Genomic DNA, 25426 nt, shown 5'->3' with positions numbered 1-25426 from the left:
GTTTCCGCAGAGGTGGCCAGATGGCCGCAAGATCAGGCCCGCGTGACGAAAGTCGAGCCCGGGGCCTGTCTTGCAAGACGGCGGGCCATCGCGCAAGGTCCGTCCCCGTCGTTCCGCTCAGCTCGTCTTCCCCGGAGCCCGTTTCCGTGACTCTTTCCGTGGCGCCGGTCGCCGTCATCTGGGACGGCTCAGGTCATATCGCCGCGCTCTGGCGGCATAGCGCACCGGTCCGCTTCCTCGCGGCGGAAGAGGCCGGCGGGCGCATCAGCCTGATCGCCGCCGCCGACGCCGGAACGGCGCCGCTGTTCGCGCTTCTGCCTGCCGGGAGCCGGGCCGTGCACGCCGTGACGGTGGAAGCCGACGGCCGGCTGAACACGATCCCGGTGCAGCTCGACGACCGGCTCTCTCTCGCCGAGGCCGACCGGAACGCCGGCGGCCTGGCCCTGGTGCAGGCTCATCTCGACGACGCCGGTGCACTGACCGTCCAGACCGGACCGGCCGGTGCCGGCTCAGCTCCGGAAGCGGCGCCCATGGCCTCCGGGTTGAACCGCGCCAGCGGCTCGGAGAGCGAGGGCTATCGGCTGCTGGTCGGCCCGTTCCTGCATCCGGAGGACGAACGCGCCGCGACGACCGTGCTGACGGCGCGCCGTCGCGAGGCCGGCGGGCTGACGCTCGCTTTCACCGGCGATGGCAGCGAGACGATCGCCGAAGGGCTGCTGGTGGCGCATCTGCCGGCGGCGATGCGCGAGGCCAGGCAGGCACTGTCGCAGATCGACCAGGACCTGCGGCTCGCCATCGAGGCCGAGTTCGACACCTTGGCCGCGGCACCGGCTGACGAGCGCGACGTCGATGCGACGGGCCTTGGCCGCGTCGCCGCGCTGCGCCGCGGCTTTCGCCTGCTGCGGCCGCGCGCCGAGGCCAAAGATGGTCTGCTCTCGCTTCCCGACTGGATCGAGGAGGACGACATCATCGTCTTCGCCGAGCCGCGCCGCCAGCTCGTCTGGAACGGCGACGGCGAGGCAGTCAGCGGCAGCCCAATGACGTTGCGCTGGCAGGATGGCGCCTTCGCGGCGACCCCGCATGGCGCGCGCTACAGCGCGTCTGCCGCGACGGGGCTGACTATCGGCCAGGCCGGTGGCAATGCTCTCGTGGCGGCGGCGCCCGGCACAGCCGCGCCGCTGCACGACGATCTGTCGCTCGCCGCCGGGCGCCGGGCCGAAGAGCTGTGGCGGGCGACGAGCGCAAGCCGACCGGCGCGGCTCGGCACGCTGCTGGGCGAACTCGCTCTGCGAGCCGCTCACGCGCCGACCGGCCCGCTGGCTCGGCTCGATGCACGAGCCAAGACCTCAACGACCAAGGGCCCCGCGGCTTCGGCCGGCCTGCTCGAAGCCCTGGCGACCGCCACCGGAATCGATGCGGGCCGGATCGACGAGCTCGGCGAACGCGCGCTCGGCGAGCAGATCGCCATGCTGCTGCGGATGAGCGCGCAGCCAGAGCTCGCGGCCCGTGCCTGCGCGGTCCGGCTGCTCCTGCCCCTACCCGGGGCGGATCGATCGGAGGCGGAGCTGGCGCGGCTTCTCGCCTGGTACGAGGACCCGGCGCTTCCACAGGCGCTCGCCCGCGAGGCGATGGCGCTGGCCGGGCACGACCGGCGCGCCATGCGCCTGCTGCACGATGTCGCCGCCAGCGCCCATCAGAGCTGGATCGAGCCGGAACTCGCCGCCGAGGTCGAGCAGGCGATGGCGGACGCCGCCACGCGCAGCGGCCAACGCCGGTTCTCGCCCCTCGATGCCTTGTTGTTCGAGCTGCGCCGGCAGCCGCAACGGCAGCCCGCCCCCGGCCTCGAGACGATCGCCCGCATGCGCAGCGAGCTCAGCGATGCGGCGCGGCAGGCAAGCCAGCCGGCGGCGTTCACCGATGAGTTGGCGCGCCGGCTCGGCGAACTCACCCCCGGGGAGATCGTCCTGCTGCATGGCCATTTCGCCAGCTTGCGGCGGGAGGTGGAACAGGCCGCGGCCGCCGCAGACCTCATCCGCGATTGGGAAGGCGTGGCCGGATATCCCGGCCTCGCCGCCCGGGCCCATCGCAGCGGCGACCCCGTCAAGGGCGCTGCGCGGCTCACCGCGAGGAGTCGCCCGTTCGCGGGTTCGCTCGCACATATCGAAAGCCTCGCCCCAGCCCTCACGGGACTTTCGGCGCAGATCGACGCATTGCTCGGCCCGGCCGGCGGCGCGACGGAACGGAACCAGGCGCTGCGCGCGACCCTCGAAAGCTATGGCCGCCTGCTTCTGGCGCAGATGGCGCTGCATGAAGCGGATGCCGCCTTCGCCAGCGTGCCCTTTGCCGGAAAAGCGCTGGCTGATCCGCACGATACCGGTTTCGGCGCCGCCTATCGCCGGCTCAGGGCCGGCAGCGGCGACCTGCTGGCGCGCTATCTCGCCGCCGCTGCCGCGCTGACCGGGCTCGATCATCATTGGGGCACCGCGCTCGCCGGTGAAGTCACGGCAAACACCGGTTCGAGGCAGGACGCATGACCACTCTGCCCTGCTACAATCTCGAGACCCGGCTCGGGAGTTTTGCCGCGACCATCGCGCTCGACCGGAGCGGCGAGCTGATCGACCTCCTCGCCTTCGAGGCGCCAGAGGACATGGTCAGGGCGGTCACGGTCTCGCTGGTCTCGCATGCGCCGGGTCTCGCCAGCGGCGCCGACATCGGCTGGCTGCAGGGCAATACGCTGCTCGACAAGGCCGCGATCCGCGCCGGCGAGCGGCTGGTGCTAGGATTGAAGCGCGAGGCCGTGATGCGCGCGGTGGCGAGCCACCGGGCCCAGGCCGATGTCGACAGCGACGCCAGCCTCGAAATCGCCTTCTCCACCATTGTCGAGACCGCCGGCGGCACCCGCGCATCGCCGCGGCGCCTCATCAAGATCGCGGCGCTCGCCGGCGCCTCCCAGCCGGAATGGCGGATCGAGCCGGTCGAGATCGACCTGGATTCGCTGCAGACCGGCAAGCAGCTCGCGGTCGGCCAGATCGCGGTCGACATCCCCCGCGACATCGTGCTCGAAGGTCGGCGCGGGCTGACGATCGAGGCGAGCTGCTTCGGCCTGAAGGCGCAGCATCTCTCGCTCGGCGTCGCCGCGCCGATGGATCATTCGGTCTCGCTGCGGCACTTCCCGGATAGCGGCACCTCGACCAGTCGGCATCTGATCTGGCTCGCCGACGCCCCGGCGCTCGCCGGCCAGGAGGTGCGGCTCGATGTGACGTTGACGCGCGATGCCTTGCTCGACTTCGTCGACGAGACCAGCCAGGCCAATCCAAAGGCGCCACTGCAGATCAGGTTCACCGCCAAGCTCGGCGGCTGGGTCAGCCAGGACGGCGCCGGCCACGACAGCGATGGTCCGGCCAAGCCTTGGTCGAGCGCACTCGAATCGCGCTCGGTGCCGATCCGCAGCCCGAATCGCGGCGAGGTCGCGCTGACGATCGCCGGAGAGCATTTCACCTGCCCGCTCGGCGGCACCGCGCAATTCGAGATCGCGAGCGGTCTCAACGCCGAGGTCGACCCAGACGACGAGACCTCGATCGTGCGCTGCGACGGGCTGGTGATCGATCTGCGCCGCTGGCCGTTGACCCGGACCGCGCCGCTGACCGTCGAGGTCGGCAGCCGCATGGGCGAGAGCGAGATCGCCGAGCCGCCGACACCGTTCCCGCTCGAGATCGTGCGTGATGGCGATTTCGGCCGGCGCGGCCGCATCGTCGTGCCGATGCAGAACTTGACGACGAGCTTGTCGCGGGCTGTGCGCACCAGCGGCGCCAATGTGCTGCGCGGCGAGATCACCGTGTCGCTGGCGATCAAGGCCGGCGACGAGGGGGGCCGGGCCTTCGCGCAGGCGAGCCTGCCGTTGCGCTACAGCCGCCGCGTCCACCGCCTGCCGATCTGCATCGACCTTGGTGCATCCGCCACCTCGATCTGGTCGGGCGCACCGCGCGCCGCCGGCCGGGCGACCGAGATCAAGCCGCTGGCGCTGGGCACCTGGCTCGCCGCTCATGTCGATCCGCGCCATGGCGAGGCAGCCCTGCAGGATGCCGGCGCCGCGCCGCTGATCCCGAGCCATGTCGGCCTCGATTCCAGCAATAATCTGCGCGCCGACCATGCACCGCACAGCCTGCCCGACCTCGCCTTGATCGGCTCCGACCGCGCCAGCGTGGCGCGCCGTCTCAAGGCCTTCGCGCGGCGCTATGACGTCTCGGCACCGGCCCCGCCGCCGCAGCCCGGCCTGCCCGAAAGCGGCAAGCGGATCGACTCGCTCAAGCACGCGCTGACCTCGGGCGCGGTCTCGCTGACGCTGAACGATCAGGTCCACCGCTACGACGCCGCCACCGACCGCGTCGTCGCCACCAACACGGTCGAGATCGCGCCCTTGGTCGCTGATGTGCTCGACGAGCTGGTCGACCTTTATGTGCTGCGCCTGGGCGAAGACCGCCTGCGCGTCGAGGACCATGCGCCGCCGCCGGTGGTGCCGCGCATCCTGGTCTCCTGCCCGAGCGGCATCGGCGACGAGATCGCCTCGCGCTATCGTGCCGCGCTCGAACTCTTCGCCCAGCGGCTGGAGCGGCTCTTTCCGGGTGCGACAAGCTTCCCGGATGCCGCGGTCACCGTGCCCGAGGCGGTCGCCGCGGCGCGCTATGTCGCCAGCCTGCCGGAGGTGCGCGCCGCTGTCCCGGATCAAAGCGAGGCGTTGCTTGTCACGCTCGACATCGGCGGCGGCACCAGCGACGTCGCGCTTGCCACTTTGCGTCGAGACGGCGACCGGCTGAGCCATCAGACGCTCGTGACCTTCGGCCTGCCTGTCGGCGGCGACCTGATCGACGACGCGCTGACCGGCATCGCCGCGACCTTGATCGACCGGGCGATGGACGGGCAGGACGCCCATTGGCAGCCGGCCTTCGCCGAAGCCTCGCTCGCCCGCGCCATCCAGCGCGAGGACGCTGCCGCGCTCGCGGCTCGCAGCTGGCTCCGCAACGCGGTGAAGCAGGCCAAGGCAGATCTCGCCACCCGGCTGAGCGAGAAGGCGCAAGGCGCCGCGACGCGTTACCGCTGGGATGTCGAGGCTGCCGACGAGACCTTCGCCATCGTCCTTGCCGAGCTGAAGCCGGACGGCGATCCAACCGGCCTCTACGTCGCCCAGAGCGAGCCGGCATCGGCGGATGTCACGCAGCGGCCCGGCCTGCAGCTCGCGATCGACGGGCCCGACAAGGCCGGGACGCGCCGGCTGGTGCTGAAGGTTTCGCGGGCAACGCTGGAGAAGGGAGCCGGCGAGGCCTCGCAGCGCCTCACGGAGATCGGCGCGGTGCTCGGCGGCCTGCTGCCGCGACTCGCCCGCGCCGCCGGCCCGAACCCAGCGCGCCGGCCGACCGTGATCATGGTGCCGACCGGGCGCGCCGCGCTCTGGCCGCCGATCTTCGAGGCGATCGCCACGGAAGCCGGCGCCAGCCGCGCCGCGTTCCCGTTCGAGCGGCCATTCTCGCCGGCTGCGATGAAGAAGGCGGTGATCGCGGGCGCCGCCATCCTCGGCATCGAGGGCGACATGGCCGGCAGCGCCGTACAGTACAAGAACCCGCTCGGCATCGCCGCCATGGCGGTGCAGATGCGCGATCTCGGCGCCACCGGCCTGCGCACCGAATTCGCCGCCGAACGCATCCATTATCTCGGCTACGACATCGCGTCCGGCGCGCGCGTCCATGCCGAGCATGACGAGACAGCGCCGAGCTTGGGCGGACGCGCCAATCTCGGCCGCCGCTTCCAGTTCGTGCGCACCATCCCGGGGCTCGACCCGCAAGGCAAGGCACTGGCGTGCCTGCGGCCGCTGCTCGACGGCCAGGACCCGATGGTGCTGCTCGAAGGCGATTCGATCGTTGAAGCCCATCGCGAGGGGCTCGACGGCTTCGGCGTCTGCGAGATCATCAGCGAGGTGCTGTCGCCGGTGAGCCGCAAGGTCACGATCGTCGCCGCCAATGAGGGCTGGGAAGCCTGCTGGCGGATCGAGCACGACCGCGTCTCCCGGATTTACTGAGAATCGAGATGTGCCCCGCTCGCCATTCGAGGCCATTCCGGACAAGCCGCGAAGCGGCGCCGATCCGGAATCCATTCCGGAACCGCTCAGATAAGGGTTCGGGACTGGATCCCGGGTCTCCCTCCGGTCGCCCGGGACGACTCGCGTATTTGATGACGTCCGGTTCCGAAAATTGCTCCGGAGCGCACAAGAGCGATTGCGCCCTGCAAACCCTTCTCCCCGCCCGAGTGAGCTGACGCCATGGCCCTGCCCGATCTCATGGACCTGGTGATGCACGACCCGCGGCGGCTGACCTGCCTGCGCGCCGTCGCCGGCGAGGCGGGCGAGGCCATGCCCGGAATCGAAAATCTCTGGCGCAAGCCGGTCTTCAGCCTGACGGCCGGCGGCCAGCCGACCAAGGACGGCAAGGCCTCGCTGGAGGACCTGATCGACCGGCATCGCAGCATCGCCCTCACCGATGGCGGCAGCGGGCCGCAGCCAATCGACGTGCCCTTCACCTCGCTGGTGGTGCTGACCGCCGAGGCGCTGCCGGGCGCGCAGGAGCTCGGCCGCTTCCTCGCCGACCGGATCGAGCAGCGCTTCCGCGATGTGATCGACCCCGATATCGGCGTCACCGTCCATGTCGAGCAGAGCCTGCATGCGACAGCGCCGGTCGCGGTCTATCTCGGCCACGGCGTCTACGCCCCGCCGGCCGACAACCGGCTGCCGCATGGTGAGGTGGTGATCCGGCAGGATGCGGATACCGCGATCGGCCAGCCGATCATCGGGGTCAACACGCCGGGCGGGCTCTATTCCGGCCAGGCGCGCTTTGCCTTCTCGCGCAGCGAGATGCTGACGCCGGCAGTCCATCCTGACCTGCCGGGCGGCACCATCTTCTTCCTCGGCCGCTATCCGGTCGACGCCTCCGCCCGCGATGCCGGCGGCCTGCCTTTGCTCACCGCCCTGCCACAGACGCCAGAGGCGCGGGCCCAGGCGATCCAGGTCGAGACGCTGGCTTTGCCCGGCGGCAATATCGATGCCCGCTTCGAGATTTTGGGCGTGCGCCCGCAGGTCGGCCGGGTCACGCTCGGGCTGGTCGACGTCACGCTCGACCGCCGGCAAAGCCGCCTGCAGGCGCAACCGCCGAAGGGGCCGCATCTCGCCGTGGTCGGCCTCGCCATCCCCGAGAATTTCGGCGGGCGGCGCATGGCGCGCTATTGGGTCGAGCGCAGCCATGGTGGGCGGTTGATGTCGTCGGCCATGCTGGCGCAGCGCGACAGCATCGTCGTGCAGGGCCGCGACGCCCGACGCTACGACCGGCGCGAGCTGCGCTACAGGCGCGTCGGCGGTGAGTTCCGCGCCGAGAGCATGAGCTTCGACGGGCGCCGCCGATCGCTATTGATGCTGGAAGATGGCGAGTTCGGCTATATCGGCCTGCCGCGCGAGCAGACGCCGATCGCCTTCGGCCCGGACCAGTCCACGCGCGGCTACGGCACTTTCGACTGGCTGGGCGAGGCCGTGCGTGTCCAGTTCGGCTCGGGCGTGGTCGAGCGCCTCGACGATCTCTATGATCACAACCCGGTCGGCTTCATCGCGGCAGCGCCCGGCGGCGTCGCCGTGCAATCGGCCGGTGACATCTGGCTCCTCGGCGGACGCAAGCCGCAGGCAGCCGGGACCTCAATCATCCCGCCGAACGGCCCCTTCGTACTCGGGCCGCTGGTGGTCGAGCTCCGGGAGGCGACGCCATGAGCCATCCGCTCTTTCGCGGCCTGAAGCGCAGCGTCACCACCGTCGCGGTCGGCGCGGTTACCATTGCCGGCTTCCTCTGGCTCTCGGGCGGATTGATCGGCGAGCTCGCCGCCAGCCGCGCGTGGATCAAGCAGCCCGATTTCACCGAGACCAGCCGCTCGAACGAGGACCTGTTCCAGCAGGGCGTCGCGACCGGGCTGATCTGGCTCGATGCCGCCGGCCCGGTCATCCGCTCGCAGCCCTGCGAAGCGCTCTACGACCCGTCGCTGACCGTGCCGACGCCGCAAGGCACCAAGGAGTTCTCGCGCACTTTGCTCGACCGGCTCTGCAACCTGCCGGCCGGCGCGCAGATCCGCTCGGAAATGCTGGCCTGGAACAACTCCTTCCTGATCGCCGGCGCGCGCGACGACCGGGCGCCCGACCGGCGTTGCGCTGACGGCACGCCGCTGACGCTGCCGGTCGTCCCGGCCGGCTGCCGCCCGTCGAGCTGGACTGCGCGCGTCGCCCAGACCACCGACCTCGCCGCGCCGCTCAACGTGATGCCCAATGCGGTGCCGCCGCCGCGCGACTTCGCCGATTTCGCCAAGCGCCGGGGCAACCAGCTCTCCGATTGGGCGCTGTTCGGCCCCTTGCGTGCGCCTGACGACCGGCTCGTGCTCTCGACGCGGCTGCCGCCCGGCAATCGCCGCGTCACCGTCGACATGATCCTGGAGCCGGCCCGCATCGTCGTCGGCAATGAGCGCGTCAATCTCGACCCCAAGCGCGACGAGCAGACCGTGCGCATCGCCGGGCTCGCGATCGCGGCCGAGCGCGTCTGCTCCGACAGCGACGAATTCGCGACCTGCGCGGAGGAGGCCCAGCAGGGCCTGCCGCATGGCTGGCGCTTCACCATCACCGGCGCCCGCCGCCGCGATGTCGAGATCGGCTTCGAGGGCCAGCCGGTCCGGGCCGTGCCGCCGCGCGCCCGCGAGATCCTCGGCGGGCCGGGCGTGCAGAGCGAGGACGGCAAGGTCAAGCTCTGGCGCTCCTCGCATATCGAGGCCGATTGCGAGCGGGCCAAGACCAAGCTGGTCTGCGAACTCGGCTGGCGCGGCGCGGTCACGCAGCGCCGCAGCGGCGCGGCCCGGGCGCTTTACTTCGCCGACGGCACGCCGGCGCTCGACAATAACGGCGTGCCGCTGCCGATCGTCGACGAGCTCGGCCTGACCGCGATGATCGGCTACGGCGCCGGCGATGTCGGCTCGCTCTCGGCCGCGCTCGGCCGGGCCCGCACCCGCGAGAACCTGACGCTGACCATCGAGCCGCGCCTGCAGAAGCTGGTGCAGGACGCCGTCTACGAGCATATGGGCGAGCGCCTCGGCCGTGGGAAGCGTCCGCGCAAGCCCGGCCCGCTGCCGGTCAATCTCGCCCCCGAGCAGGAGCCGCCGGATCAGGGCGACGGCCGCGCCGTCGTGCTGCTGATGGATGCCGGCGACGAACCCGGCGCGCTGCTCGGCCTGGCGAGCTGGCCCGATTTCGTGCCCGGCATGCACAGCTGGGACATCCAGGCCCTATCGACCGGGCGCGACAGCGATTCCCCGCTAGCCGGCCATGGCTGGCGCGCCGGCGACGTCCACACCATGCCGGGTTCGACCTTCAAGCTGGTCACGGGCCTCGCCAGCATCCTCGGCATCCGCGAGCAGCCCCGTTTCGCAGACATGATCATGGGCCGGATGCCGCCGGGGCAGCAGGCGCAGGTCTTCGGCATCCCGGGCGGCGGCATCCTCAATGTCGACGGCGTCGCGATCGCCAATTATGGCGGCGCCGGCTTCAATGTCGGCATCCTCGCGCCGGCGCAGAGCGGCTGCCCGGATGCCGGCCGCGGCGCGCAGATCGGTTTCTGCGAGGCGCTGATCAAGTCGTCGAACCTGTGGTTCGCCGGCATGGCGCTGACCATGGACGGGCGTAAGGTCGGCGGCCGGCCGATGACAGTGCCGGGCCGGACCGGCACGATCCTCGCCGAAATGACCGAGCATCTCTATCCCATCACCCAGCCGGGCTCGCTCGCCCAGCCGGGCGTCGACCTGACCCGCGGCATCGTGCCGGGCGCACAGCGCCTGACCGGCGAGGCGCTCGACCTCGCGGTCGAGGACAAGCGCAACGCCCGCCGCATCGACCTCGCCACCAATTCCTACGGCCAGGGCGTGCGCGCGACGCCGATCGCCATGGCCTCGATCTACGGTTCGGTCGGCGCCCGCAAGGTCATCCTGCCGCGCGTGCTGAAGCCGGTCTCCGACGTCGCCGAGACGCCGATGCCGAACGAGGGCAAGCCGGTCATCCCCGGCATGGATCCGCGTCAGGCCGAACCCTTCCTCGACGACGCCCAGCGCGGCCTGCATGGCGTCGTCAACTCGCCCGGCGGCACCGCCGCCGGCGTGATGGCCTCGCTGCCGCCCGAGGTTCGCAAGCGCATCTTCGGCAAGACCGGCACCGCCGACACCACCGACGGCATGAACTCAGCCTGGTTCGCCGGCTGGATGGACAATGTCGCGGGGCGCAAGCGCGTCGCCTTCACCTGCCTGGTCTCGCATACGCGGGAAACCGGCGGGCGCGCCTGCGGACGCCTGATGGCCGGTCTGCTCGGCAAGGTCGCCGCGCTCGGAGACAAGAAGTGAGCGAGTCCACCGCGCTGCGCCAGTTGATGGGGCGCTGGCTGACCCTGCGGCCGTTCCGCCTGCCGCGCGTCCGCATCGGCGGCGCCGGCGGGGCCGTGACCGGGCTCGTGCTGCTCGCGCTCTGCCTGGCCGTGCTCGGCTTCTGGTGGCACAACGCCACGCATCTGATCGAGAGCGCCCGCCCCGTCGTCAGCCTGGAGCGGCTCGACCTTGCGCTTGCCCGCGGCGAGACCGCGACGATCGGCCGGCGTGAGCTCCTTCAGCCGCAGCGCTTCGACGCCGCCGAGGCGCGCCATGTCGCCCTCACCCGCCAGCCCGACGGGCGCGTCACCATCCGCAACGTCGCCAATACCCGCCGGCTCTGGCTGGACTACGCCAACGGCTCGGGCAGCTTCTCGGCGCGCTGGCGCTTCCAGCCCGGCGACCGCATCGCCGCAGGTGCACTCGCAATCGCGGTCGACGAGGCGCGGCCCGGGCGGCTGGCACTGACCCTGACCGAGGCCGGCAAGCAAGGCGCCCGCAAGCTCACCATCGACTCGACCGGCCCGCTCTCGACGATCAGGCTCGACGGCAATGCGCTGCCGGTCTGCCAGCCGCTCAGCAGCGCCGACCGCATCCGCGGGGTCGTCACCGGCCTGATCGCCACCGACGAGCGCGGCGAGGACAAGCTCGTCTCGCTGGGCGGCCGCCTGACCTGCTCGGTGCGCGAGGAAGTCCACATCGCCGCCAACGCCCTGCCCTTCAAGGCGCTGACCATCGTCGCGCGCGGCGGCGGCTATTTCCTTGCCCCGGGCGACGCGGTCGACGCGCCGCGACCGCCGGTGGTGTTCGCGCGCGGCAACCAGCGCATCACCGACTTTACCGACATCGCCTGGGAGCTCGATCCCGACGGGCCGTCGCGCCTCAGCCATATGATCATCGGCCGCACGCGCTATAGTGTCGAGGTCGGCCAGGAAACGAATGGGCGCCTGCCGCTGCGGCTGACGCCACTGAGCAAGACCCACCGCTTCGCGCCCGACGATGCCGAGATCCTGCGCGCCGCGGGAACAACCGAAAGCGTGCGCCCAGTGGTGACGCCGCCGCGCCAGCCGATGTCGGCCGCCGAGCTCGGCAACCCGCTCGCCTCGCTCAACGGCGTCGAGCGGATCGTACGATTGTTGCTGACGCTCGGGGTCGCCGTGTTCGGCGTGCTCTCGGCCATGCACCATGCCACTTTGTTCCGGCGCAGCGCCATCCTGGTCCGGCTCGTCGGCGCGCTCGGCTCGACCGCCTTCATCGGGGCGGCGACCATGCTGGTGCTGGCGCCGGAGCTGTCGCGGCTGGGCGGCGTCTCAATTTCCTATGAGGCGGCGCTGCACGCCACCATCCTCGCTTATGCGATCGTCTGCATCGCGATCATGATCGGGCCGCGCTTCACGACGCCGCTCAGGCTGACCTGGCTCGGCCTCGTCATGCTCTGCTGTCTCGGCAGCCTGACCCTGACGGCGCTCGGCATCGACGCCGAGAAGACCGACTTCACCATCCATGCCGAGAAGAACAAGCTTTTGTTCTTCGACCTGATCCCGGTCGTCGCGGTGGTGATCGCCTTCCAGCCGCAGCGCTCGATCGCGGCGTTGCCACGCTCCTTCTTCATGGGTGTCGGCTTCAAGGACCAGCTGCTGCGCGCCGTCCCGGCGATCCTGATCCTCGCCGCCTTCGTCGCCTGGGGCGTGCTCGGCACCGAGACCGGCGTCGCCGGCTTCCAGCCGGTCGAGCTCGGCAAGATCGCGCTCGTGCTGGTGCTGGCGCACATCTTCCTCGGTTTCTCGCGCATCGACTACTTCTACAACCAGCGCCACTACATCTCCTGGCTGACGGTCAGCCTCGCGACCGTGCTGGTCTTCATCCTGTTCCTGACCGCGGTGCCGTTCCTGAAGAGCGACTATTCGCCGGCGCTGATCATCATCATCACCGCCGTCGTCCTCGCCTTCGCTTTCCTGCTGCCGAGCACGCTGAAGCGCCTGGTCGAGATCATGCGGGTCTTCCTGCGCCGGGCCGATGCGCCGCAGCGCAAGATGCGCCGGCTCGGCTGGCCGCGCGGCGGCGTGCTGGCGCTGGTGCTCGTCATCCTGCTCGGCATCAACGCGGCGCTGATCTACGTCTTCCCCGGCCTTGTCACCTACGCGATCTCGGGCCAGTGGAACCTCCCCAAGGAGCGACTTGCCGCCATCGACGTGCTCGAGAAGGCGCGCGGCGGCCCCCTGCGCGTGCCGGCTGAGCGCTTGCTGACCTGGTACGACCTCGACCACGCCACCAAGCGCGCCGCGACCGCGGCGCAGGAGCGCAGCCCGGACGTGATCCATCGCGATCTCGGCTTCCAGCTGCTGCAGTCCAAGGTCGCGCTCGCCGAGATGCCGTGCACGCTGGCCAGGCTCGATCTCGGGCTCGACAAGACGCCGGTCGAGGTCCGCCGCGCGCTCGACGAATTGCCGCCCTCGCCCGTTTCGCTCTGCGCCATGCTGCCCGGCGCCCGCGTCACGCCGATCGCCGAACGCAAGGGCGAGGAGCAGGACGAGACCGTCAGCCGCTTCACGGTCAGCGACCTCGTGCGGCTGCCGGTGGTGCAGAACGACTTCATCGCCACCTTCCTGATGGTGCGCTTCGGCCTGCCGGCGGGGCTGGCCTTGTTGGCAGCGCAAATGATCACCGTCTTTGGCCTGCTGGCGCTGGCGGTCAGCCTGATGCGCGAGCGCGCGATGGGCTCGGCGCAGGAGGGGGCGAACAAGGGCATGGCGATCATCCTTGTCGGCATCGCCACGATCTTCTCGCTGCACTGGAGCATTTCCTGGGGCAATGCGCTCGGCCTCTTGCCGGTGATGGGCCAGCCGATGACCTTCATCGCCGCGGCGACCTCGCATCACATGCTGATGGCGCTGCCCTCGATCGCGATCGCGCTGATCGCCGGCCGGCTCGCCGCGATCCGCCAGCTCTCGCCGACCAGCGACCCGCCGCCCTGGGGCCTGTGGCGCGGGCTGACCCGCGGCGGGCTGTAGCGGCCTGGGCTCCGGCTAACCCGAACGGGTGAGTTACCAAGCCTGGGATTGTTCCAAACTGCGCAAGCTCCGGAAATCAGGCCCCTCAGCCGGCGAGCCTGATTGACGGGAGCCCAGCATCTGCAATCGTGGATGGTGGGCGGGGGGCAGGCGACGATGGGCGCACAGGTTTCCGACAGCATCGAGCGTGCGATATCGCGCCTCGGCGAACTGGTCGACGCGGCCGCGATCGCGCCCCATTGGCAGGAGGTCTGCCGCGGAATCCAGAACGTCCTCCCGGACGGGCGCGTCCTGATGCAGGGCTATGACGCGTCCGCCCCCTATGCCACGCCGCTTGCCGGCGTCGGCTGGGAGGATATCGATTTCGACGTCTATTTCGACCATTACGCCGCACTCAATCCGTGGATTCCGGCCTGGGCCGATGTGCCGATCCTGCGTAGCACGCTCTCCGACGAGGTCCTGCCGCGCCGCATCCTGGAACGCACCGAGTTCTACAACGACTGGATCAAGCCGATGGGTGGGGCCGAGTCCGCCAGCGGCATCAAGATCGTCCAGGACCGCTCACGGATGGCGACGCTCTGTGTCCATTATGACCAGCGGCGAGCGGAGAAGAGCCACGACGCGCTGGCGCCAATCCTCCAGGCCCTGGCTCCGAGGATGCGGCGCGCGCTCGACTGCAATCGCGCCGTGCTGCGCAATCACCGCTCGATGCTCGGGGTCTCGCTGATGCGCAATCTCATCGATCCGGCCTTGGTGCTGGACGGCGATTGCCGCATCCTCGACCTCAACGCCGCCGCGCAGGACCTTAACGAAAGCGACCGCTCCCTTCGCCTCGCCGCCGGCGACAGGCTGGTCCTCGGCGATGCCGAGGCGCAGGCGAAACTCGCCCTCGCGGTGGCGGCCGTCTGCTCACGGCGGCCCGGCTCGATCGGCCGTCACGACGTCTCTTTCCGGCAGGGGCCGGAACGGTTTTCCCTGTCCGTGCTGCCGGTCACGCAGAATCTGCGTGAATACGCCTTCGCCGGAGCGGCCGGCCTTTTCATCCCCGGCACGATCGCACTTGTGATCGTGCGGCGGGAACTGGTCGATGCCAGCGTCGAACTCGACGCGCTCAGGCAGCGTTTCGACCTGAGCCTGCAGGAGGCGCGCATCGCGCTCGCCTTGCGCGACGGCGGCACTGTCGCCGAGATCGCCCTGCGCCTGGGAATGGCTTACGAGACGGCGCGCGTCCATCTCAAATCGGCCTTCGCGAAGACCGATACTCACAGGCAGCGCGAATTGCTGGCGCTGGTACTCGACACGACCGGCCCGCGCGGCTGAGCCGAAATGCGCATGGCCGTGCCTGCCTTCGGCGGCGGGGCGATCCGGCTCAGCGCCGCTGAATCTGGACCGAGAGCGCCTTGGGCTCCTCGAACTGGATCACGGGGAAGGCCGTGATGCCGCCGCGGATCGCATTCGGATTGAAAACGACGCGGGTCGCCGTCGACTTGGAGGCCACGACAGCCGGGCCGGTTCCGTTCTGGAACTTCGCCTTGGCCGGCGCGACCGGATCGAGCGCGAGTCCGCAAATGTCCTGGCCGTCGATCAGAACACTCGCCATATCGCCGACGTCCACCGCGTTCTCGCTATAGCGCGGACGCAGCTCGTAAATCTGGGCCTCGCAGGTGCTGCCGGCCGGCGCGGACAAGGTCACCAACCGCGCCAGAGCAGAGCCCGTCATCGCCGCGGATCCGCCTTGGGCGCCGGGATTCTGCTGTCCCAGCGAGGGCGCAGCCTGCTGCGCCAGGGAGGGCGCCGTCGCGCTTTGCTGATTGCCAGTCTGCTGACCGGTGCTCGGCTGCGTCGTGCCGCTGGTCCCGGGCTGGGTCAACGTGGGTGGGACCTGATAGGGATCCTCGGTCGCGGTACCACGGGTCAGATACCAACCCGCGCCCGCTGCGCCTGCTACGAGCACCAGGCCCGCAGCCGCGATCAAGGGCAGGCGCGACGAAGAGCCGGTCGATGTTGGCTTGTCGCCCAACACCTGGCGGCGTGACCGCGGAGCCTGCGGGCTCTTCAGGACATCGGCGATCGAGGGCTCGTCCCCGGCCGGGCGCGGCTGGACCAGGGTCTGCTCCGGCTGCGCCGCGGCCATGTGCGCGGGCTGCGGCTGGGCGGGCTGCTCGGCGGTTTGGGGCTCGAACGGTTTCAGGGCCATCGAAGACGATCCCGGTGCGGCCGGCCGCTCCGGCGCGGACGCCGCGGCCTGCGGTTCGAAAGAGCCGCTGCGCAGGAAGAGATCGATCGGCGCAGCGATGTCCGCGAGGGAAGAGACCACCACGATATGATGCGGCTGGCCACCGAGGATCTTGCCGAGGATCGCGACGGCGCGCTCGGCCTCCTCGCCCCGCGGCACCAGCGCCAGCACCGGCGTGGCGCCATGCTCGGCATCGGCGAAGAGATGGCGGCAGCGGTCGATCTTGGTGGTGAGGTGGTATTCCTGCTGGGTGACCCGCGCCTCGCCCGCCGTATCGGCGACGGAGAGGTCGATCGCACCGGTACCCCAGATCATCAGCTTGGCTTCCGAGGCTTTGTGCGTCACAGCCTCGCCATGGGCGAGCGCGCAATGGGCCGCGAGCGTCGGCACCATCCAGCTCTTGCCCTGATCGATCGAGCCGGAGGCGGCAAGGCGATAGCTACCGCCTTCGGGCAGGTCGAGGATCTGACGCAGGGGCTCGCCCGGGCGCAGCAGGTTGCTGTACTGCGTGCTCCAGGGCTCGCAGACCTCGGAGCTCTCGGTCGCCAGCACGACGCGCGAGACCGGCACGCGGGCCGACCAGGCCAGCTTCTTCAGGATGATCGGCTGGTCGGTCGTCGGCACGACGACGAAGACGCCGGAGCGCCTGACGTTCTGATCTCCCATCGTCCTCTCTCGCAGGCCCTGCCGTCCCCTAGAGCACGCGCCGATCAGACAGTGACGCCATCTGATCGGATAACGCGTTCTCTATCATAACCTTAGAGACGGGTTCACTGATCAGGTTGATTCAACCTGATCAGATCCGGCTCTAGCCAGGCAGAAGCGCTGCTTGGAGCAGCGCTCCTGACGTTACAGCAGATAAACGCCCGCGAGCGGGTTGGCGAGCATCAATCGCAAGAGGTCGCGCTCCGCATCCTGCCGCGGCAGGTCGATGACGATGTGCTTGTCGACCGGCGCCGGCAGCGGCAGGCGCACGACGCCTTCGATCGAGACGACCTCGATCATGGTCGGGGCGGGATCGGTCTCCGACAGGCACTGGATGACCAAGGCCGGCGGCGCATCGTCCTCCTCGATCACGTCGAGCTCGAAGGAGCCGATGCGACGATGGGTGGCGCTGCTGTCATAGGCGGCGGCGGCCAGTTCGCTACGCGCCACGGCCTGGAAGGAGAGCAGGCGGCGATAAAGCCGCGCCGCCTCCGGATCGGTGCGGATGGCGCGCTCCGCGGCGAAATTGACGGGCTCGCCGCGGACGCGGCGGGCATGCGCCCAAAGATCGGCGCGGCTGATGCTCGCGGCGGCCGCCTCTTCCGGCTCGGCGCTCGCGAGCGCCGCCAGAACCAGGCGGGCCGTGGCGCGGCCGACGCGCGGGTCGTCCTCGAGCGGACCCTGGTTGAGGAAGTCTGTCATGGCCGTTTCGATCGCCCTTGATAACGCTGCGAGAAGACGTCGGTGAACCGCGCCTCGTCGCTGGCGGCCTGGGCTGCCAGGTCCGTCGTTTCTCCGAAGCGCTTCTGTTGCCTGTTGATCCGGTGCAGGGCTGCTGCGACCGTTCTCAGTGCTCCCCCATGCCTTGCGAAGATCAGCGCCAGTTTCGCATCGTCGATCCGGAAGCTGGCGCGATCATGGCGCCAGCGCCGCAGCAGCTTCTGGCCCTCGGCCGTCGCCGCCTCGCTCTGCGGGCCCTCGAGCGCCTCGAGCGCGGTGCCGATCAGCAGCAATTCGTCGAGCCGGCGCCCCAATGCCGCCAGGCCGGCTGCAATGCCCGGATAGTCGAAGGGCTCGGGACTTTGGTCGACCTGGCCGCGATTGGAGCCGGCGACGCGGCGGCTCGCCTCGACCAGCCGGTTCTCCCAGGGCGCGACGGCGCGCGAGCGGACCAGCGTCAGCGGCTGCTCATGCGCGAGCGGCAGGATGGCGAGCGCCCGCCCGATCGCCTCGCGCTCCTCCTTGTTGAGGAATTTCGGCTCGGCCGGCAGACGCATCAGCGCGGCATAGACCCGCTCGCGCAAAACGCCGTCTTCATCCTCCTCATCCTCCGGCTCGTCATCCTCCTCCGGCTCGTCGTCTTCGAGTTCGCCGAGGATCGCCTGATGGTCGAGCCAGGCGATCAGCGCCTCCTCCGGGTTCTCCGAGGGCTGGCGCGCCATCAGCGTCTCCATCGAGGCCGGCGCCATGAAGTCGCGGCGGCCGACGCTTGAGCGCTCCTCGCGCATCAGCGCGCTGAAGCGCTCGGTGAAGCGGGCGAAGCTCCAGGTCTCGCCATGCAGCAAGGCGAAGCTCCAGAGCGAGATCAGATCGTCCGGATCGAACTCGCGCTGGCGCTCGCGCCGGCCCGACGCGTTGAGGAAGGCCTCGCGCTGGCGGATCAGGTCGGCGAAGGCGAGCAAGGGGAGATGGCGCCGGCGCCAGGCCCGCATGAAGCGGGCCGGCTCCTGGACGGCGCGCTTCATGCCGTCCTCGTCGAAGGACGACAACGCGAAGACGGCGTCGAGCGCGGTGCGCAACGCCACGAGCCCGCCCTCCGAGCGCTCGTCGGCCTCGGCGGCGAAGAGGAAGTCGGCGAGGCCGAGCGCGCGCCTGATCCGGCTCCAGGAGAAGGAGCGGGTCTTGGCCTCGACCTTGCCCGCGCCGTAGGACAAAACGATCTCAGCCGCCGAGGCCTCGATCGTCGCGCCGGCGAGCACAGCGCGCACCGGCCCCTCCTGGCGCAGAGGCCGCAGCAAGATGCCGCTCTCGTCGAGCAGGCAGCCGATCGCTGCATCGCGGGCCGGCATGCGCGGGTTCGCCGTCAGCGCGCCGAGCGAGAACAGCACCTGCAGCATGTCCCAGAGCGGCAGGTCGGCATTCTCCGAGCCGCCACCGGTGATTGCGAGAACGAACTTCTCGGTGTCCCGCGCGGAAAACCGGCGCGAAGACGCGATCGTGCTGATCTCCGCGACCCGTGCCGGGTCAATGCCCCAATCCATGTCTCAAATATCCGCATCGAACGCTGACCCGGTGGCGGCGAACGGAACCCCTCCTGCCCCGTTCGCGCCCAGCCGGCGCATATTGCTGCCACATTTAAAGTAACAAGCCGCCCGGTCGATGTCGACTGGGCGGCTTTTTCGCAAAGGCAGGCCAGGTTTTATGGTTACCCGGCTCCAGCTTCCGATCAGCGGGTCGCCACCTTGCTGACGACCAGCCGATTGCCGGAGAAGGTGACCTGACCGTTCAGGCCGACGAGTTCCAGCATCAGGCGGAAGTTGCGGGTCAGGCGGGCCGAATCGGCGGACGTGCTGTAGAAGAAGTCAGCCGAGGTCGATGTCGTCTGGGTGGCGCGGTGGGCACGGTAGCAGCCCCAGCGGACGAACTCGCTCTCGACCCGGTCGACTTCCGTGGCGGTGAAGTCGCGCAGCTGGATCACGTAGTCGGTCGGCAGGCTGGTGCAGCCGTCGCCGCTGGCCGCGACCGGCGCAGCGCCGCCGGCGCCACCACCGAGCACGATGCCATCCTTGCCGACGCCCGCAGCGCCACCACCGGCGGGGCGGGCGAAGCCCTCGAGCTTCTGTGCGATGGCCGCGCCGAGATCGGCGGCGAGGACACGCGACTGCGCGCCGACGGTCTCGAGCAGGCACTCGGCGCTGCAGGGGTTCGGCAAAGCGGGCAGCTGGAAGCCGCCCACCTCGAAGGCCGCGATAAACTGGCCGGAGCGGACGTTGAGCACGCGGCCGGCAATGCGGATCTCGGGGAAGCGGATGTCGGCGGCGACGGCGCGGCGCGCCGAGGCGTAGATCTGGTAGACGACCATCGCGTCGATCGGTGTCGAGACGGCACGGGCGATCTCGATCAGCTCGGCGTCGCGGCGGCGGACGCGGGCGGTCTGGGTGATGCCGAGCGCCAGGCTGGTCTCGTCATAAACCTGGAAGCCGCGGGTGTTCAGGTACTCCGAGAGCTGGAGCTGAACCCGGTTGAAGATGCGGTTGTTGCGCGGAACCGTGTCCGGATCGGCGTCGTCCGACATCACCAGGAGGTTGATGCGGGAATTTGGCGATTGGGCCTGAGCGACGGCTGCGAAGGAGATCAGCAGCGCGAGGCCGAGCATGAGACGCTTGAACAAAGCCATGACGGGTGCCCCCTGAGGCGAATGGTTGTTTCGGAACGACGGTAGAACTCAGCCGGTGATGGCGATGACCTCGACGCGGCGGTTGACGGGCGAATAGGGACTGCGCGGATTGCGCAGCATGTCCGGGCCGAAGCCGTGGGCGACGAGCCGACCGGAGTCGATGCCGCCATAGGAAACGAGCCAGTCGCGCACGACGGATGCCCGCTCCCGGGAGAGCTCGACATTGTAGTCATAATCCCCGTCCGCACTGGTGTGGCCACCGATCAGGAAGCGCTGATCGAGCAGGATCGGGTCACGCAGCGCGTCGGCGAGCCGCCGCAGCGTGGCCTCGGCGCCCCGGCGCAGCACCGAAGAGTCGTTGTCGAAGAAGACGGTGACCTCGACGCGGCGCGTCAGATCGATCACGACGTCCTGGCCGTAGCCGCGCGGTCGCACCCGGCGCGGGACCGGAGCGGTGCGGCGCACGACGACCCTGCCGCCTCCACTGCCCGGCACGCGATCATGCGGCGCCAGCGAGCGCAGGATGTTGGTCGCGCCCTGGTCAGTCTGCGCCAGCGCAGGAACGGCACTGAGCAGCGGCAGCGAAAGGACGAATCCGCCGAGCGCGCGGCGCGACATCATCTGCGGAAGCTCGACGTTGTCCTTGCGCTCATCTGCGATCTTCATAGCCAGATCCCCTGTTTACCCTCTCTTCGCATAGTCCTGTAGCCTCGACAATGCGACGGCCCCTCGGGTGAAAGCGGGGCGCAGCAATGGCGTTTCCCGAGCTTTGCCACGGTTTGCTGGATTTTCGCTGCGCGCAGCATTTTTTCCTGAATAGTGGATGAATGCGCGGCTCCCTATGCGCGCGCGTTCATCATTGGGGCTCCGCCTTCGCGCCGGCATTCGCGAAACCGGCTCAGGGATCACCAAGGGTCTGACAACGTGCCCAGCGCACACCCCGTCATGAGGAGACCCGCCATGGGCTTCCAGCTCGACCAGACCGCCCGCCAGCGCAGCAGCCGCCTGCGCCTCGCCGTTGCCGCCCTCGCCGTCATCGTCTCTGCCGGCGCCGGCTTGGCCCAGAGCGATGGTGGTATCCCGGATGCACCGAAGGTCGCCGAGCGGCCGCAGTCGTTGAAGCTGGAGTTCTCCTCGCGCACGATCTCGTTCGGCGTCGCCCAGGCGGCCCGCGAGATCATGACGACGCGCCAGATCCCGTTCGCGCCCGGCAGCTGGGAGGTCACCTCCGATGCCCGCCGCGCCATCACCCAATTGCGCGACATCTTCCGCGGCAATGCCCCCAAGGGCGCGCCCTTCGCCATCCTGGTCTCAGGTGGTGACGAAGTCGTCAACTACCGCCGCGCCCGGGCGCTCCGGACCCAGCTGATCGAGATGCAGCTCGAGGATGCCGGCAAGGTGGTGATCGCCGCCCGCGCCACGGGCGAAGGCCAGGCTGCCGATGACGGCAAAGCCCGCGTCGATCTCGTCCCGCTCGATCCGGCCCGCTGCGGCGGCTGTGGCGATGCCTCCTTCCGCACGCTCGCCCTCGACACCGGCGTCCAGAAGCTGGTGCGCGCCAGCGCCGAGGACGCGGTCGTTCCGGCTTCGCAGGTCGCCGGCAAGGACGGCAAGGACACCGACGTCGCCACGGCGCCGCTTCCGCCGGTGCGCCAGCAGGCCACCGAAAAGGCTCCGCAGCGGGTTGCAGCTCCGGTACCGCGCCCGGCCCAGAAGCTGGCGGTCGATCGCTCGGGCGAGCCGCGCTATGACGGCCGCACCGTGCTGGTCGAACCCGACGATTACGGCCAGCAGCGCCGCCGTATCTCCCGCAGCGTCAGCCGTGGTGGCTGCCAGATGCCGGACATCATCATCGACGACTATTATCCCGGCGGCCCGCTCGTCGGCTGCGATGGCAGCTACGGCCCGCGCCCGCGCTGGTAAGCCGGGCTTGCTCAGACGATCTGGTTGAGCAGCGCGGCCTCGCCGCGCTCCAGCCGGCCGAGATTGTCCAAGAGGATATCGACGACATTGCTCTCATAGGCGCGGGTCTCGCCGGCGCTGTGCGGCGTTAGCAGCACCTGCGGCATCGCCCAGAGCGGCGAGCTTGCCGGCAGAGGCTCCTCGTACACGCAGTCGATGCCGGCGCCCGCGATACGGCCCGCTTCGAGCGCGGCGATCAGCGCAGGCTCGTCGACGACACGCCCCCGCGCGACATTGATCAGATAGGCCGAGGGCTTCATCGCCGCGAGCGCGGCGGCATCGATCAGCCCTTCCGTCTCCTGCGTCAGCGGGCAGGTCAAGGCGACGAAATCAGCCTGCGCGAGCGCGGCGTGCAGCTCCGCCGGCGGCACGATCGCCTCGACATTCGGCTCCGAGCCCGGCCGGCGCCGCACGCCGATGACGCGCATGCCGAAGGCCGAAGCCAGCGCCGCGAGCCGCAGGCCGATGCGGCCGAGCCCGACGATCACCAAAGTACGCCCCCCAAGCTCGTCCTCGCGACGGGAACGATCGCCGATCATCGGCCGCCAGTGGGCTTTCGCCTGGTTGTCGCGGGCGAGATGGAGCTGGCGCGCCAGCGCCAGGATCAGCGAGATCGCGTGCTCGGCGACGGCGCGCTCATTGCCACCCTGGGCGCTGGCGAGCCGCACACCGGCGGCGGCCAGCTTGTGCTTGTCGAACTGGTCGGTACCAGCGCTGATCGACTGGATGAAGCGCAGCTTGCTCAGCCCTTCCAGCATGTCATTGCGCCAGAGCCCGGAAACGACCAGCACATCGGCTTCCGGCGCGCGGGCCCTGAGGTCGTCGAGATTGCGGACCTCGAAGCTCGCCGCCTGGCCATTGCGGGCGAGATACTCGTCGCGCATCTGATAAGCCGGATGGGCGAAGCCGATGGTGAGGGCGGACTGCTTCGGCCAAGGCTGCATGCGACTTGTCTCCGGATCGCTGGAATCAGCTGACGATAATGTCGGCGCGCGGCTTCGTCTCCTACGCCTCCGCATGCGCCTGCTGCGATGACTGCGCAGCGACGTTCAAGCCGACACGAGTGCTTTCGCCAAACGAGCCCACTCTGCCTCGTTCCCCGGCAGGCCGAAGCGCAGATGTGACGGATCGTGCTGGAAGCGGCGGACATAAATCCCCGCCTGGCCGAGTGTCTCAAACAGCGAAGCGGCGCTTGGCGTCTCGAGCAGGCGGTAAAGTGTTGTCCCACCGACGATCCGGCCCTGCGGAGCAAGGAGTGCGTCGAGCCGCTTGCTGTCGGCAGCGCGGGCCTCTCCTGCGTGGGAAAGCCACGCCGCATCGCCGAGAGCGACCGCTCCGACATGCAGCGCCGGCCCGGCTACCGCCCAGGGACCGAGCATCGCCCGAAGGGCGTCGGTGAAGCGCTCTTCGCCAACGGCGAAGCCGAGTCTCAAACCGGCAAGCCCATAGGCCTTGCCGAAGGAGCGCAGAACGAGAGCTCCCTCCCTCAGGATCGGCAGCAGGCTCGTCTCGGGCGCGAAATCGGCGAAGGCCTCGTCGACCACCAGAAGACCGCCTCGTGCGGCAAGCGCAGCGGCCAATTCAACCAACCTCTCCTGCGCGATGATGCGCCCGTCCGGATTGTTCGGGTTGACCAGCACGACGACGTTGGCATCGCCGGCCTCCGCGAAATCGCCGATCTCACGCACCGTCGCGCCAAGCTTTCGCCAGGCCGGCGCGTGCTCGCCATAGGTCGGGCCGAGCACGGCGACATTCGCTGCCGGTATCAGACGCGGCAGCAACTCGACCAGGATCTGCGTGCCGGGCGCGGCGACGAGGCCGCTTTGCGGACGAATGCGGTAGGCCTTGCGGGCCGCCGCCAGCAGCGCGGCCTCGTCCGACTTGCCGGGCAGGCGCTGCCACAGGCTTAACGGCAGCGCCGGAAAGGGATAGGGGATCGGGTTGATACCGGTCGAGAGATCGATCCAGGGTTCCGGCGCCTGCGGAAACAGCGCCTTTGCCGTGGCGAGATCGCCGCCATGCCAGATCGCTTCCTTCGTCTCCCCGGCCGCCATGTCGCTCTCCGCCAGCCTGCCGCTCCTCCTCGCCGCCCTCCTGATCGAGGCGGCGATCGGCTATCCGGCGCGCCTGTTCGCATGGATCGGCCATCCCGTCACCTGGATCGGCGCGCTGATCGGCGCGCTGGATCGCAGCCTCAATCGCGAGACCATGGGCTTCGCCACGCGGCGGACGGCCGGCATTGTCGCCCTCCTGATCTTGCTGGGTGTGACACTTGCCGCCTCGCTGACCCTCGTCGCGCTCTGCCGCCTCGCCGGGCCGTTCGCCCTGCTGCCGCTGGCGCTGTTGGCCTCGAGCCTGCTGGCGCAGCGCAGCCTGCATGAGCATGTCGCCCGCGTCGCCCAAGGATTGGAGCAAGGCGGCCTCACCGGGGGGCGCAAGGCGGTCGCGATGATCGTCGGTCGCGATCCGGAGAGCCTCGACGAGGCCGGCGTCGCGCGCGCTGCGATCGAGAGCCTCGCCGAGAACTTTTCCGACGGGATCGTCGCGCCGGCCTTCTGGCTCGGCCTCGGCGGCCTGCCTGGTGGAGTGCTCTACAAAGCGATCAACACCGCCGATTCGATGATCGGCCACAAATCGCCGCGACATCTCGCCTTCGGCTGGGCTGCCGCCCGGCTCGACGATCTCGTCAACCTCCCCGCCTCCCGGCTGACTGCTTTGCTGCTGATCGCCGCCGCAGCGCTCAACCGGCAGGCCGAGGCCGGCGCCGCCTGGCGCGCCGTGCGCCGCGACGCCCGCCGCCACCGCTCGCCCAATGCCGGCTGGCCGGAGGCGGCGATGGCAGGTGCGCTCGGCCTGCGATTGGCGGGACCGCGTGTCTACGGCGCGGTCAGGGTCGAGGATGGCTGGATGGGCGAGGGCCGGGCGGAAGCGACGGCGGCGGACATAAGGCAGGCGCTCGCCCTCTACCGACGCGCCTGCCTGCTGCTCTGGGGGTTGGCGGCAGTTGCAAGCGTGGCCGCACTCGCCCTCTAGAACTCGATCCCTTCCTGCGCCTTCACGCCAGCGGCGAAGTGGTGCTTCACCAGCGTCATCTCGGTGACGAGGTCAGCCGCTTCGATCAGCTCCGGCTTGGCATTGCGGCCGGTGACGACGACGTGGAGATCGGGCCGACGAGCCTGCAACGCCGCCACGACCTCGGCGAGCGGCAGGTAGTCGTAGCGCAGCGCGATGTTGAGTTCGTCGAGCACCAAGAGCCGGATGCTCTCATCGGCCATCAGCTCCCTGGCCTTGTCGAAAGCGCGCGTCGCGGCGGCGATGTCGCGGGCCTTGTCCTGCGTCTCCCAGGTGAAGCCCTCGCCCATCAAATGCCAGGAGACCTGATCGCCGAAGGCCTCCAGCGCCTTGCGCTCACCGGTCGACCAGGCGCCCTTGATGAACTGGACGACGCCGATGCGCCAGCCATGGCCGAGCGCCCGCAGGATCAGGCCGAAGGCGGCGGTCGACTTGCCCTTGCCGGGGCCGGTATTGACGATCAGCAGGCCCTTTTCCAGCGTCTTGCCGGCGACCTCGGCGTCCTGCACCGCCTTGCGCTTTGCCATCTTCGCCTTGTGGCGGGCAGCGTCCTCAGCTTCGTCGGTCATC

17 protein-coding genes are annotated in these 25426 nt (G+C 69.8%); 9 read left to right on the top strand and 8 right to left on the bottom strand.

Features of this window, described 5'->3' with window-relative positions; all coding sequences use genetic code 11:
* The first annotated feature begins 146 nt into the window (after window positions 1-146).
* The 6 genes from ACFPOB_RS16580 to ACFPOB_RS16555 all read left to right on the top strand — a co-directional run bounded on the left by ACFPOB_RS16580 (window position 147) and on the right by ACFPOB_RS16555 (window position 14804).
* The gene (locus ACFPOB_RS16580) at window positions 147-2534 is read left to right on the top strand and encodes a hypothetical protein (RefSeq protein ID WP_377799516.1); all 2388 of its coding nucleotides are present in this window, start codon (window positions 147-149) and stop codon (window positions 2532-2534) included.
* On the top strand, window positions 2531-6070 hold the full coding sequence (locus ACFPOB_RS16575) for a hypothetical protein (RefSeq protein ID WP_377799515.1): 3540 nt from the start codon (window positions 2531-2533) through the stop codon (window positions 6068-6070). The genes ACFPOB_RS16580 and ACFPOB_RS16575 overlap by 4 nt, the downstream gene beginning before the upstream one ends.
* Before the next feature lie 240 nt (window positions 6071-6310).
* Window positions 6311-7798, top strand: a complete 1488-nt coding sequence (locus tag ACFPOB_RS16570) for a hypothetical protein (protein WP_377799514.1) — start codon at window positions 6311-6313, stop codon at window positions 7796-7798.
* On the top strand, window positions 7795-10452 hold the full coding sequence (locus tag ACFPOB_RS16565; protein ID WP_377799513.1) for a penicillin-binding transpeptidase domain-containing protein: 2658 nt from the start codon (window positions 7795-7797) through the stop codon (window positions 10450-10452). Before ACFPOB_RS16570 ends, ACFPOB_RS16565 begins: the two co-directional genes overlap by 4 nt.
* Window positions 10449-13484 (top strand): hypothetical protein, encoded by a 3036-nt coding sequence (locus ACFPOB_RS16560; RefSeq protein ID WP_377799512.1) that lies wholly within the window; start codon window positions 10449-10451, stop codon window positions 13482-13484. The genes ACFPOB_RS16565 and ACFPOB_RS16560 overlap by 4 nt, the downstream gene beginning before the upstream one ends.
* A gap of 156 nt (window positions 13485-13640) precedes the next feature.
* The gene (locus ACFPOB_RS16555; protein ID WP_377799511.1) at window positions 13641-14804 is read left to right on the top strand and encodes a helix-turn-helix transcriptional regulator; all 1164 of its coding nucleotides are present in this window, start codon (window positions 13641-13643) and stop codon (window positions 14802-14804) included.
* 49 nt (window positions 14805-14853) lie between these two features.
* Here the strand turns inward: ACFPOB_RS16555 and ACFPOB_RS16550 are convergent, their stop codons facing one another.
* From ACFPOB_RS16550 to ACFPOB_RS16530, 5 genes are all read right to left on the bottom strand, one after another.
* Entirely contained in the window at window positions 14854-16386 is a 1533-nt protein-coding gene (locus ACFPOB_RS16550) for a hypothetical protein (protein ID WP_377799510.1), read from the bottom strand.
* A 183-nt stretch (window positions 16387-16569) separates the two neighbouring features.
* Window positions 16570-17127: a hypothetical protein gene (locus ACFPOB_RS16545; RefSeq protein ID WP_377799509.1), complete on the bottom strand. Its 558-nt coding sequence runs from the start codon at window positions 17125-17127 to the stop codon at window positions 16570-16572.
* Window positions 17124-18686 (bottom strand): hypothetical protein, encoded by a 1563-nt coding sequence (locus ACFPOB_RS16540; protein ID WP_377799508.1) that lies wholly within the window; start codon window positions 18684-18686, stop codon window positions 17124-17126. The genes ACFPOB_RS16545 and ACFPOB_RS16540 overlap by 4 nt, the downstream gene beginning before the upstream one ends.
* 185 nt (window positions 18687-18871) lie before the next feature.
* The gene (locus ACFPOB_RS16535) at window positions 18872-19822 is read right to left on the bottom strand and encodes a hypothetical protein (protein WP_377799507.1); all 951 of its coding nucleotides are present in this window, start codon (window positions 19820-19822) and stop codon (window positions 18872-18874) included.
* Between the two features lie 48 nt (window positions 19823-19870).
* Window positions 19871-20218: an OmpA family protein gene (locus tag ACFPOB_RS16530; RefSeq protein WP_377799567.1), complete on the bottom strand. Its 348-nt coding sequence runs from the start codon at window positions 20216-20218 to the stop codon at window positions 19871-19873.
* Here ACFPOB_RS16530 and ACFPOB_RS16525 point away from each other — a divergent pair.
* A complete protein-coding gene (locus ACFPOB_RS16525; protein WP_377799566.1) occupies window positions 20099-20530 on the top strand; it encodes a hypothetical protein in 432 nt (143 codons plus the stop codon). The two genes, ACFPOB_RS16530 and ACFPOB_RS16525, sit on opposite strands and share 120 nt — an antisense overlap.
* 252 nt (window positions 20531-20782) lie before the next feature.
* The gene (locus tag ACFPOB_RS16520; protein ID WP_377799506.1) at window positions 20783-21745 is read left to right on the top strand and encodes a hypothetical protein; all 963 of its coding nucleotides are present in this window, start codon (window positions 20783-20785) and stop codon (window positions 21743-21745) included.
* An 11-nt stretch (window positions 21746-21756) separates the two neighbouring features.
* Here ACFPOB_RS16520 and ACFPOB_RS16515 read toward each other — a convergent pair whose 3' ends face one another.
* On the bottom strand, window positions 21757-22728 hold the full coding sequence (locus tag ACFPOB_RS16515; RefSeq protein WP_377799505.1) for a D-2-hydroxyacid dehydrogenase: 972 nt from the start codon (window positions 22726-22728) through the stop codon (window positions 21757-21759).
* A 105-nt stretch (window positions 22729-22833) separates the two neighbouring features.
* Window positions 22834-23838 (bottom strand): threonine-phosphate decarboxylase CobD, encoded by a 1005-nt coding sequence (gene cobD, locus ACFPOB_RS16510; protein WP_377799504.1) that lies wholly within the window; start codon window positions 23836-23838, stop codon window positions 22834-22836.
* Between cobD and cbiB the strand changes: the two genes are divergently transcribed.
* Window positions 23837-24817, top strand: a complete 981-nt coding sequence (cbiB, locus tag ACFPOB_RS16505) for an adenosylcobinamide-phosphate synthase CbiB (protein WP_377799503.1) — start codon at window positions 23837-23839, stop codon at window positions 24815-24817. The two genes, cobD and cbiB, sit on opposite strands and share 2 nt — an antisense overlap.
* Here cbiB and cobO read toward each other — a convergent pair.
* Window positions 24814-25425 carry a cob(I)yrinic acid a,c-diamide adenosyltransferase gene (gene cobO / locus ACFPOB_RS16500; RefSeq protein WP_377799502.1) on the bottom strand — a complete coding sequence of 204 codons (612 nt, stop codon included), beginning with the start codon at window positions 25423-25425 and terminating at the stop codon, window positions 24814-24816. The two genes, cbiB and cobO, sit on opposite strands and share 4 nt — an antisense overlap.
* Window position 25426 lies beyond the last annotated feature (1 nt).

Origin of the sequence: Allobosea eneae, from assembly GCF_042657265.1 — a bacterium.
GTDB classification, from domain to species: domain Bacteria; phylum Pseudomonadota; class Alphaproteobacteria; order Rhizobiales; family Beijerinckiaceae; genus Allobosea; species Allobosea eneae.
Note: the sequence above shows the minus strand (reverse complement) of the source record. Positions and strands in the feature narration are given on the sequence as shown.